6 protein-coding genes are annotated in these 11,620 nt (G+C 65.9%); 1 reads left to right on the plus strand and 5 read right to left on the minus strand.

Annotation, left to right across the window (positions count from 1 at the left end; all coding sequences use genetic code 11):
- Positions 1-127, minus strand: a 127-nt coding sequence (locus HY699_04640; protein MBI4515088.1) for a GIY-YIG nuclease family protein, incomplete at its 3' end; no start/stop codon positions are given.
- A gap of 164 nt (positions 128-291) precedes the next feature.
- Positions 292-2,643: a PBP1A family penicillin-binding protein gene (locus tag HY699_04645; protein ID MBI4515089.1), complete on the minus strand. Its 2,352-nt coding sequence runs from the start codon at positions 2,641-2,643 to the stop codon at positions 292-294.
- Between the two features lie 242 nt (positions 2,644-2,885).
- Between HY699_04645 and HY699_04650 the strand changes: the two genes are divergently transcribed.
- On the plus strand, positions 2,886-5,717 hold the full coding sequence (locus HY699_04650) for a molybdopterin-dependent oxidoreductase (protein MBI4515090.1): 2,832 nt from the start codon (positions 2,886-2,888) through the stop codon (positions 5,715-5,717).
- Positions 5,718-5,755: 38 nt separating this feature from the next.
- Here HY699_04650 and HY699_04655 read toward each other — a convergent pair whose 3' ends face one another.
- From HY699_04655 to HY699_04665, 3 genes are read right to left on the minus strand one after another with little or no spacing between them, the layout of a single operon-like run.
- Positions 5,756-8,242 (minus strand): hypothetical protein, encoded by a 2,487-nt coding sequence (locus HY699_04655; protein MBI4515091.1) that lies wholly within the window; start codon positions 8,240-8,242, stop codon positions 5,756-5,758.
- Positions 8,243-8,252: 10 nt separating this feature from the next.
- The gene (locus tag HY699_04660; GenBank protein MBI4515092.1) at positions 8,253-10,451 is read right to left on the minus strand and encodes a hypothetical protein; all 2,199 of its coding nucleotides are present in this window, start codon (positions 10,449-10,451) and stop codon (positions 8,253-8,255) included.
- Between the two features lie 9 nt (positions 10,452-10,460).
- Complete coding sequence (locus HY699_04665; protein MBI4515093.1) at positions 10,461-11,618, minus strand: hypothetical protein; 1,158 nt, start codon at positions 11,616-11,618, stop codon at positions 10,461-10,463.
- Positions 11,619-11,620: the final 2 nt, after the last annotated feature.

Below are 11,620 nucleotides of genomic sequence, written 5' to 3' on the forward strand. Positions count from 1 at the left end.
CCGAAAAACCCTCCACTACCTTGCTCTTATGCTGCCACACCCGCGTTGCCAGCTCTGAGGTCACCCCAATGTACAGCGTGCCGTTCCGTTTGCTGGCCAGGATGTAAACGCAGAACTGCTTGTCCATAGCGCCAAACGCCAAACTGGATTCCCGCTTTCGCGGGAATGACGGCCATAACACCGAACCACGTCACCCACAAATTTGTCGCGCACCCCTGTTGCGCCGATCGTCGCGGCGGCACCAGGCCACAGCGCGCTGATCGGTGATCGGCGCAATTTCCTCACTCGCCCTCAATCTTCACTGCGGAAGAAGTCCAGCACCGCCGGGGCCGGGGCGGCGCCGGCCGGGGCCTCGTCCGCCACGCGCACCAGTGCTTGCGACGCGCCCGGTTCGCTGCCGGGCTTGAAGCATTCGAGCAGCGCCGCCCCGCCGAAGCGCACGCGCTGGCCGCTGTGGGGATCAATCGGCACGCACGCCAGCCCCTCGGGCACGCTGAAGTCGAGAATCGGCTGCCCCTCCAGCGCGCGCTGCATGAAGCGCGTCCAGATCGGGGCGGCCACCCGCCCGCCGGTCTCCTTCGCCCCGAGTTCCCGCTTCTCGTCGAAGCCAACCCAAACGCCGGCCAGCAGTTGCGGCGTATAGCCGACGAACCAGGCATCCATGAAGTCGTTGGTGGTGCCGGTCTTACCGGCGGCGGGCCGCTCCAGCTCCAGCGCCTTCTTGCCCGTGCCGCGGCGGATGACGTCCTGCAGCATGCTGGTGATCTGGTACGCGGTCGCCGGCGCGATCACCTGCCGCAGCTGCGGCGCGGTTTCCGCCAGAGTGTTGCCCTCGCTATCGATGATCTTGCTGATGAATATCGGCTCGGGGCGCAAGCCTTGGTTGGCGAACACGGCGTAGGTGGTGGCAAGTTCGAGCGGCGTGACCTCGGCCGAGCCCAACGCCACCGAGAGATTCGGCTGCAGGTTGGCGTTGAGGCCGAGTTGCTGGAGATAGGCCAGCAGGTACTTCAGGCCCATGTTGACCGTGATTTTGACCGTGACGACGTTGCGCGAAAAGGCGAGCGCGTCGCGCAGCGTGGTCGGGCCGAAGAACTTGTTCTCGTAATTGTGCGGCGCCCAGACGCCGCTGTTGTCGGCAAACGAGATCGGGCCATCCACCACAATCGAGGCCGGCGTGTAGTTGTGGTCGAGCGCGGCGGCATAGACCAGCGGCTTGAACGCCGAGCCCGGTTGCCGCGCCGCTTGCACTACGCGGTTGAACTGGCTGCGCTCCCAGTCGTAGCCGCCGACCATCGCCTTGACCGCGCCGGAGCTGGGCTCCAGCGCCACCAGCGCGCCTTCCACTAGCGGGCTCTGGTCGAGCACGAAGCGATAGTCGGCTCCCTGGCCGGGCGCGGCCACCTGCACCCGCACCACGTCGCCGGCGCTCAGCGCCGCCAATACCGGTGCACTCTTGCCGTCGCTGGCCGTGGTTTGCAGCAGGCCCTGGAAGCCGGCCACCTTGACCCGCACGATGCCGTTGCGCGTGTCGCTCACCACCGCCTCGTAGGTACGGCGGTGCAGCAGCGGGGTGTCGCCGAGGGCTTGCGCCTGCTGCCGCAAGAACTCGACACTCTCACCCGCAGTGAGGTGCCGTAGCGAGCCCTGATAGCGCTCGCGCGCGTCGAGTTCGCGCAAGCCATCGCGCAGCGCCGTTTCCGCCGCTGCCTGCATGGCCACGTTGACCGGGGTGTAGACCTTGAGGCCGAGCTGATAGGGCGCGCTCTCGCCGTAACGTTCTTCGAGTAGGCGGCGAATGTGCTCGACGTAATCGGGCGCGGCGAGGTAGCTACCCCGCCGCGGTGCCAGCGCGAGGGGCGCGCGCCGTGCGCCCTCGCGTTCACCGGCGGTGATGAGGCCGGCGGCATAGAGGCGGTCGAGCACGTAGCGCTGCCGGGCCTTGGCCTGCGGCCAGTGGCGAAACGGCGAGTAGCGGCTGGGCGCTTGCGGCAAGCCGGCCAGCAGCGCCGCTTCCGCGACGCTGAGGTCGTGCAGCGGCTTTCCAAAATACTCCTGGGCCGCGGCCGCCACCCCGTAGGCGCCGCTGCCGAGATAGATGTGGTTCAGATATAAGTGGAGAATCTCGTCCTTGCTCAACTGCCGTTCCAGCCGCACCGCCAGCACCATCTCGCGCAGCTTGCGCGTGTAACTCTTCTGCGGCGTCAGCAGCAGCGACTTGACCACCTGCTGCGTGATCGTACTGCCGCCCTGCAGCTTGGCGCCCGAGGCCAGGTTGTTGAGCAGCGCGCGCAAGATGCTGACCAGGTCCACGCCCCGATGGCGATAGAAGGCCTCGTCTTCGGCGGCAATGAAGGCGTTGCGCACCAGCACTGGGATCTGCTCGATCGGCGTCAGATAGCGCCGCTCGACATAGAGTTCGCCGATCAGCGTCCCGTCGTCGGCAAAGACCTGCGTGGCCATCGGCGGATGATACTCGCCGATCTGATCCAACGGCGGTAGCGTCGAGGTGACCTCCCAGTAAATCACCGCGACTGCTGCCGTCGCGCCCACGGCCCCGAGCACGACCAGGGTCAAAACCAACTGGCGAACAAAGCGGCCGAAGCGCGAGAACAGGCCACGCTTCGGTTGGCGGCGGTTCATGGCAGTGAGTTAACGATATAGACGACACCGCAGGGGGTCAAGCGCATGGGCAGCAAGCCCATCGGGCCTCCCGGATGCGCAGGTTACACTTGCCCGCGCCGGCACCCAACCCCGCCAGGCCCCACCGCGAGGCCCCGGGCCGCACCGGGCATTGAGGCGAACAAACCTTTGTCTCCGAGATCGGCTTTGGTATACGCTGGCTGCAGCGCTCCCAGCGGAGCCGGGTCGATTGAGAATTCATCATGGCATCCATTTCCCGGCGGGCATTTCTGCAACTCGGTGCCGGCGGCGCGCTGGCACTGAGCTTGCGGCGGCTGACCTGGGCTGAAAGCTTGGCCGCAGCTGCCGCGCCGGCGCCCACGTACCGCGGCTGGGAAGACGTCTACCGTGCGCAATGGCGCTGGGACAAGATCGCGTGCGGCACGCACACGAGCGCGAACTGCATCGCCGCCTGCGCGTGGAACCTGTACGTCCGCGACGGTATCGTCTGGCGCGAGGAGCAGTCGGCGCCGTACGCCGCCTCGAATGCAACCGTGCCCGACTGGAATCCGCGCGGCTGCCAGAAAGGCGCGAGCTGCGCCGACCTGCTGCTCGGCCCGACGCGGCTGCGCTACCCGATCAAGCGGGTGGGGCCACGGGGCTCGGGCCAGTGGCAACGAATCACTTGGGACGAGGCCCTGGGCGAGATCGCCGGCGTGCTGGTCGACACGCTGGTGCGGCGCGGCGGCGGCGGCGCGGTGTGCGAGCTCGGCGGCAACTTCGACTTCGGCTGCACCCTGGCGAGCACGCTGCGCTTCTTCCGCCAGATCGGCGTGCCCATCACCGATCCGACGGCGCACACCGGTGACCTGTCGGTCGGCGCCGTCATCACCATCGGCGCGGGCTTCACCGGCGGCAGCTCGGACGATTGGTTTCGCTCCAAGTACATCGTCTGCTGGTCTTTCAATCCGGCGGTCACGCGCATCCCCGACGCGCATTTCCTCTCCGAGGCGCGCTACCGTGGTGCACAGGTTGTGACGATCGCCCCCGACTACAACCAGACCGCGATCCACGGCGACCTGTGGATCTCGCCGCATGTGGGCACCGATGCCGCCCTGGCGCTGAGCGCCTGCCAGGTGATCCTCGAAGAGAACCGCCACAACCCCGATTACATCCGCGAGCAGACGGACCTGCCCTTGCTCGTGCGCGACGACACGCGCCGCTACCTGCGCGAGTCGGACGTGGTCAAGGGCGGCAGCGACAGCGTCTTCGCGGTGTGGGACGAGGCGGCGCGGCGGCTCGTCTGGGCCCCCGGATCGATGGGCAGCTCACAGCGCACGATCGCGCTGCCCGGCGGCATGCGACCGGCACTCGAAATGCGCGGCGATGTGCAACTCGCCTCCGGGGAGCGCGTGGCGGTGCGGACCGTCTTCTCGTTGCTGCGCGAGCGGCTGCAAACGTTCCGGCCCGAGGCGGCGGAACGCATCACGGGCGTGAGCGCGGAGGTGATTCGCCGTTTCGCCCGCGATTTTGCCCAGGCGCCGGCGGCGCTGATCATCATCGGCTACGGCATCAACAAGCACTACCACGGTGATCTGAACCAGCGTGCCCAACTCCTAATGGCGTCGCTGACGGGCAACATCGGCAAGCCGGGCAGCGGCTGGCACTCGGGGGGCTGGATCGACCTCGAAGGTCTCGGGCTCGTCGGCGGCCGCGATCGCTTGGGCATGCTGCCGCTGATCTGGCTGGGCGCGCGGGCATACATGAGCCCGGAGGAGGTGAAGGCGGAGTTTTTGTCGGGTTACATTTCGAGCACGCTCTTTCACACCGTGCATGCCGGCTTAGGCGAGTACCGGCTCGCCCGGGAGCACGGCGACCCCTCGCTTCCTCGACCCGCGCAGGCGTATCTCGACGAGGCACTGGCCCAGGGCCACTTTCCGATCGGCGTGCCGCCGGGCGGCGCGTCACCCGAAGTGATCATCTCGATTTGCGGCAACGTGCTGCGGCACAGCCGCATGGGGCAGCGCGTGCGCGAGACGTTGTTCGCCAGCGCTCGCCTGGTCGTCGACATCGGCTTTCGCATGAGCGAGACGGCGCGCTACGCCGACATCGTGCTGCCGGCGGCCGGCTGGTACGAGAAGATGGGTCTGAAGTATGTCGTTGGCCTGGTCCCCTACATCACGCTGGCCGACCGCGCGACTGCGCCGGCAGGCGAGTCGAAGCCGGAGTGGGAGATCTACTCCTTGCTGGCGCAGCAGGTGGCAGCGGAGGCGAAGAAACGCGGAGTGAGCGAGACCATGAGTTTTCGCGGCCAGCCCTGCGACCTGGCGGCGCTGGGCGAGCGCTACAGCGACGACGGCCGCTTTGGGCCCAAGGATGAGGAGGGTGTGCTCGAATACATCCTCAGCATGTCGGGCGCCTCGAAGGGCATCGCTTTGGACGATTTGCGGCGTGCGGGCGGCGCGATCCGCGTCAAGAGCCTGGGGCCGGATTCGCCCACCAGCAACTTCTTCTGTGACTACAGGCCGGACGAGCCGATCGCGCCGCTACGCGACTTCGTCGAGAAGCGGCGCCCGTACCCGACGCTCACCGGGCGCCAGCAGTTTTACATAGATCACCCGTGGTTTCTTGAGTTGGGCGAGGAACTGCCGACCTTCAAGCAACCACCGGCGGCGGGCGGCGACCATCCGTTCTTTCTCACCAGCGGCCACACCCGCTGGAGCATTCACTCGATGTGGCGCGACCACCCGATGATGCTGCGCCTGCAGCGCGGCGAGCCGGTGGTGTTCTTGAACGAGCGCGAGGCCCGCGAGCGCGGCATCGCCGATCACGACCGCGTGCGGGTGTGGAACGATCTGAACGAGTTCGTCGCGCGCGCCGTTCTCACCGGCACGATCCATCCCGGCCAGGTGCACCTGTATCACGCCTGGGAGCCGTTCCAGTACGCCGGGCAGAAGAGCCATCAGTTTCTCATCCCCAGCCCGATCAAGCCGACGCAACTCGTCGGCGACTATGGCCACCTGCGCTGGAGCTTCGCCTTCTACGAGCCCAACGCCGTCGACCGCGACACGCGCGTAAACATCGCCAAGGCGTGAGTCAAGACGCGCTCGGAGAGCACGCTTCGGACTGACAACTACATTCTGGCAATTGCAGCGAGTGCGTTCTCCCCAGTTGGTACGTGATGGCCAACGAAGGTACTTTGATCCGCGTCGAAGCGGCGGGCTGCCAGCCATTCCAGCGCGCGGCGGTGCGACATCGAACCGATCAGCACCTGGTGCAGCGCGGCGAATTCCGCCGGCAGCGAAGTCATGAACAGCCCGGGGTTGTCGGTGTTGATGGAAACCGCGAGTCCGGCGTCGACCAGGCTGCGATAGGGTAGCTGCTCATAGGCGTCGAAGCCTGCTACCAGCACATTGCTGGTCGGGCACACCTCCACGCACAGCTCGAAGCGGGCCAAGCGTTCCTGCAGGAGAGCTTGCAGCCTCCTCAATAGGTCGATCCAGTGTGGTTCCGGACGGATGGGAATGCTCTCCCGCGCATCGCCCGCGAAGGTGAGCTCCGCGAGCAGCTTTGCTTCAGACGCAACGCGCATCGCCGGGGCGGTGAGGCCCATCGAACGGAAGCAACCGCCGATGTTTGGTGACGCCCCTTTCTCTCCCTGCGTCCGGCGGCGTTCCTGCACCAAGCGCAGAATCCGCTCTTCCAGCCACGGGCATTGATCCCCGCACCCAGCATCCATCAGCCGGCCCCAGGCCCATACGAGGTCGAGCAGGTGTGTCCCGATGCTCGGCTCCGTCTCGCCGCGCCGGCGGTCGTAGAAGCGCTGCGGATCGTCGCCAAGAACCAGCGCGTGCCCCAACCGTCCGGCGCCGCGCACGAGCAAAGTGGCGGCTTCGTCGACGTGTCGCAGTCCGGTGAGAAAATCACTCAGGTCCTCCCCGACATGGAACGTCCAGCCCAAGCGCACCGGCTCCTCACCGGGGCGGGCGCGATGTGCACACTGGCGTTCCAGGAGGTGGCCGAACGCCGCGCCAAAATCTCGGGGAGGAGTGAGGCGCTCGCGGCCAGCCGCATCGAATCCGGTAATGAACCGCCTCAGGTGCGGGTAATCTTTGAGCACGCCCCAGAGTCTGTTGGCGTCGGCACGCGCGAGGGTTGCAGCGTCAGCCCGGCCTTTGCGTTCGTCGCCGCTCTTGTGCGCGTGGAAGACGAGGCCGAGTTGAGACCTGCTGATCGTCGTCCGCGGAACTGCGGGGATCGCGAACAGCGATGGCCGGCGATCCCAACCAGGCTGAAGATGATCCGCGAAACCCTTCAGCCACGCGTGAATGGTCGGCAGCAGGGCCGTTCCCTTTGTCACCGACACACGCATCTCGATACGGCGGTGAGGGCGGTGGGGGCCGAGCCCCGTGCCGTCGAAATGGCTGAGCAGGGCAGCGTCGAGCGCGGTAGCCATGCGGTTGCGCTCGATGCGGAACATGAAGCGCCGAAAGCGCCGGCGCGATCGAGCGCTGCGGCCGCTCCGGCGCCTGCCGTTGACAAACCCGCGGCGCTGCATCGGCTCGCGAAAGCGGAACAACCCATCGGTACCGTTGTCGTGAACAAGCAGGCTGTGAAACGCGTTGCGCACCCGCAGGTATCTCAGGAGTTCATCCGCCACCTCTGCCTGTGCCGACTTCTGTGGTCCCGTGCTCGGCTGCAGCCGCAGATAGGACCCGAGGTGATACAGGAGCCTGCGCTCGCCCTCGGCGTAGTGGACGCGCGCGTGGGGCGCACGGTGAGTTCGCAGGGGATCCGAGAACGGGCCGCGATGGTCAAACTGCTGCGCGAACCGGCGCGAGGGCGCGCTCAGGCGGAGCGCGGTGTCCCGCACCGCGGCCGGTGAATCGGGCGTTTTGTCCGGCAGTTTCCACTGCTCGGCCGGCGGGAGGTGGGGAAAGAGACGCTGACCCGACGCCGGCCCTTGCATGGCCTGAAGGCGGCGCGCCAGCTGCAGGCGAAGCCAGATCGCGTCCATGACCGCCAACCGCCACTCCGGGAATGGCGCCGTCTGCCTGCGTGCCGATGGCAAGACCACCAGCGTATCGAGCGACACCTCACCGCCCATCAGGGCGAGCCAGTAATAGAGCGGAGGTAACGCTCCACCGAGGTGAATGTGCGTGTCGACGCTTGCATCGCGCAGTAATTGCACGGTGCGGCTGTTGTGCCGGAGCGGAACCGCCGCCCAGTCGAAGCGTTCGTCGGGCGGCAGGGCCAGCCCAGGGTAAAGGCACACCAGCACGTCGGGGTCGATCACACGTGCCACCCGCCGGCAAAGCGGCTCCGAACACATCACCGGTAACCCGTGGTGCCGCTCGAACAGCGCCTCGCAGAGGCGGTTCACGTTCGCCAGCAGCGAGGGCGTGAAGCGGAGGAACCGGCTGACAGCCTGATCAATGGTAACATCGTCCCGCAGCCCGAGCGCTTCGAGGCGGATGCGCAAGGCCAGACGCCAGGCAGCCTCGACGGTTCTTGGATCGTGCTCGCGCGGACTCGGCGTGGCGCAGTCGACGAGATGGTTATCGACCAGCCATAGGGCGCGGACCAGCGATTGGGAGATCGAAATGGCCGGATCGTCCATCAGCCGGCCGCTACGCGCTCGCTGAGTTTGCCGAGCCAGCGCTCCCGAGCAGGGCGGCAACGGAAGTGTAGATGGGAGAGCCCAGATAGGCTCGTGCTGCGCGTGAGAGTGCGTCGTTCCGATTCTTCAGAAGTGGGCTTGGCTGATCGTTGAACAGGCTCTTGAGCAGCGCCAACAGGCGCTCCTGCCGGCTTTGGCTCCGGGCGTCACCGCTCGGCCTCAGCAGTGTGGCGGGATCTCGCGTTTCGAGCACCTCGAGCAGGTCGCATTGGGCTTTCGACAGGTGGGAAGAAACAGTCTGGCCGGTCGTATGCAAGGCAAAGAAATAAGCCGTGCGAACGAAGGCGGCCGCAAGGCCGATGTACGTTTCCACATCCCAGTCCGAAGGGGCTGAGAGCGTTGACCAGGGACAACGTTCAAGTGCATCCACGAGCAATATGGTCGCCCACAGCTCATCCGGCAATAGAAGCAGCGTCTTCTCGTCTCCGATCTTGGGCAATTCGCCCTCCAAAGCCGCTGTGTCGATCAACAGGTCGGCAAGCAGGTCGGATGACAGCGGATCCCGCGCGCCGCGAAGGGCGTCAAGCAGCGGCGGCCAACCAATCTGCACGCACTCCGGCTTGTCGGCTGGGCGGTGTAGCCACAACAGCGACGCGCGTGCCTTCACCACCAGCGGGTTGTCAAAGAAGCGCCGCAGCGTCTCTGTAGTCGCCGCCACAGCGAGGTGGGCGCGCGATAACCGGCGATGCGCCGGCGCCCAGGTATCCGTGAAGGTGGCCCGATTGCGGGCAGAGTACGTGAGGCCGCGGTCGATGAGCAGCTCCGCCCACAATGGCTGAGCCGCGTCAGCGGCATCGCGGAGAGGCAATACGCGCAACCGGTCGTGGCGCAACGGGTCACGCCAAGCCGGGTTGCGGCTCCACGCGTCCAGCTCGATGGCAATGGGTGGCGCAGCTCGTTCGTCACCTTGCACGGCGGGGAGCAGTGTCTTGAGGTCCTCCGACGTCGGGACAGGCACGAGGTCACGCAGCGGGCGAAGGCTCTCGATATTCTGCGGGGTGGCCCGTGTGCGGGCTGCCTCCACCATCTCCGACCATTGCTCGCGGGTCAGGTGATGATCCGGGAACTTGAGCATGCCGACCCATTGCTCCAGCTCGGTCTCGTCGATGCGCCGAGCTAGAAGCGATTCACCGCGGCAGGTGGCCAATAACGAGAGAAACGAACGCCCGTGCCCCCGTGGAGGCGGCTGCGCGGTGAGAGTGTGATACAGGTTGCGCAGACCTCGAGGCCAAGGCGGCAACAGAGTGGCCGTCAACGCCTCCAGCGTGCCCTCGCCGTTGCCGTTCTCCTTGCTGGTCACGAAGGGCTTCAGGATGTCCCACAGCCGACGCTCTTCAGGGCGGAGGTTGGGTGGGAACCGCCTGCGGTCTTCGGGCAACCACTCTTCCAGGGAGACGCGGCGCTCCGGCGGGAGGAGCTTGAGGAGAAGGTGGCGGCCGGTGACGTCGTCCACTTCCGCCTTCGGGTCCCAACTGAGGTGCTCCAGCCGGTGGAAGTCGGCCGTCAGGACAAAGAGCAATCGGGTTTGGCACAGCTCGTCCAACAGCCCGCGCAGCCAGCGGCGAACCTCCTCTGCCGGCACCAGGTCGAAGTCGTCGAGCAGCGCGACGAAGGCGTGGCGCTTCAGGTGTTGGAGTGCCTCCTTCAGCCAGTTGCTCAGCTTCTCCCGGAGGTCGGACCGTTCCGTCAAACCGCGGACCACGAAATAGCTATAGTCTTCGGTTGAGCTGGAGATTTCGAGACACAGGTCGCGGTAGCTTTGTTCGAGACGCGTGTAGCGGCCGACCAACTCGTCTAGATCTGAGAGCAGTTTCTCCCCGCGCCCTTGGAGCTCGCGGAGATCCTTCTCCACACAGTGCTTCAGCCGCAACAGGACGGCTGTGCCGGGTGCGATCTCTGGCGGCAGCACCGAGCAGTCAATGGCCTCCAACGGGTACAGCTCCGGCTTCTTGGCGGTGGCCAGCTTCTCGTACAGCTTGGCCAGGATCGTGGACTTCCCTGATCCGCGGGCCCCAAGAATACCGAAGGAGTTGTCCGTGCGCTCGACCTGAGTCTTCTCCTCTTCGGCATAACCGGCGGCCACGGAAACAAGCCGTTCATGCAGCTGCGTGAGGGCGTTCTCTTGTTGGGGTGTGAGCTGTGTAGTCATCGGGTGTCCCTAGCGGCCAATGTGGCGGAACTCATCGAGGACAGGGCGGGCCAGGTGCACATGGAAGAGCGAGGCGATGCCCCAGCGACCGTCGCGGTCCGGCTTCAGCCAGCCGGCGATGAAGAGGCTGCGCTCATTCGCCGGCGGCGGGAACTCAGCCGGGCCGATCGTTTCGCCGAGGACGTATGCCCGCATGCGGTGCACGAGGTTGGGCTCGCGCTTCAGCAACTGCTGCAAATCCTCCTGCCACAGCTTCACCTCGCTGGGCGGAGAATCCCCCATCTGACGGGCGGCGCCCTCGATGTCTCCGCGCGCCAAGTCAAGATTGGCACATCCGACGCTTCTGGCGCGCTCGCGCAATCTGTGCAGCAGGTGCCGCACCAACAGGCGCTGGCCGCCGGTGTGCTCCAGGAAGACTTCGGAAGCGCCGTCCGCAAAAGACAGTTGGGGCCATATCTCATCCTTCTTATGCTTCGGCTTCTCCCTGGGGCCTTCCCATCCTCCGAGCGCCTCTATTGCGGCGCTACCGAGCGGAGCGATGCGATACTGATGACAAAGGGCGCCATAACCCGATCGATCTCGGCTATCCACGTAGATCGCCTCAGATGTATCGGTCACCAACACGTGGAGATTCGGGTACGAGTTCCGGTCCAGTTCACGCAGAACGCGCAAGGCTGTCGCCACGTCCACTGCGGCCGGCTCACCCATGCTGCTGAGCTCACGAATGAGCAGAGTGAACGGGCTCGTGAGTGTTGCAGCCCAGCGGGCCAACGCGGTTGCCCGATCAACAACGTTGGGACCGGCACCCAGCGCCCGAAGCGCATTTATCACGGTCTCGTCGCGGTGCTGGTCTGTCGGCCATTCGAACAGTTCTTCTCCCCACGCATTGCCGTGAACAAGCACCGAAGGTTTCTTGTCCGCACTCAGGCGACCTCGCCACCAATCGAGGAAGTTACGGGTGCCAGCCTCTCTCTCCGACAAGAGCAGGACGTCGCGTTTTTCTTGAGCGTCTTTCTTTGCGAGCTTTGCCTCCTTACCGGGGAGATCGGTTGGCACACCGTATGCGCCGATGGCGATCATTGGATAGTGAGCTTTCCACTGGATGCGCGGCTCCGGCCGGCGCCGGCCGGGGACTACATCGAAATCCAGGTTCTCGCGCGAAGGCATTG

This window comes from Deltaproteobacteria bacterium (genome assembly GCA_016210005.1).
Taxonomy (GTDB): Bacteria; Desulfobacterota; Binatia; order HRBIN30; family JACQVA1; genus JACQVA1.

Coding starts and splice junctions, on each gene's coding strand:
- HY699_04645 (MBI4515089.1), bottom strand. CDS start 2,643: ATGAACCGCCGCCAACCGAAGCGTGGCCTGTTCTCGCGCTTCGGCCGC.
- HY699_04650 (MBI4515090.1), top strand. CDS start 2,886: ATGGCATCCATTTCCCGGCGGGCATTTCTGCAACTCGGTGCCGGCGGC.
- HY699_04655 (MBI4515091.1), bottom strand. CDS start 8,242: ATGGACGATCCGGCCATTTCGATCTCCCAATCGCTGGTCCGCGCCCTA.
- HY699_04660 (MBI4515092.1), bottom strand. CDS start 10,451: ATGACTACACAGCTCACACCCCAACAAGAGAACGCCCTCACGCAGCTG.
- HY699_04665 (MBI4515093.1), bottom strand. CDS start 11,618: ATGCCTTCGCGCGAGAACCTGGATTTCGATGTAGTCCCCGGCCGGCGC.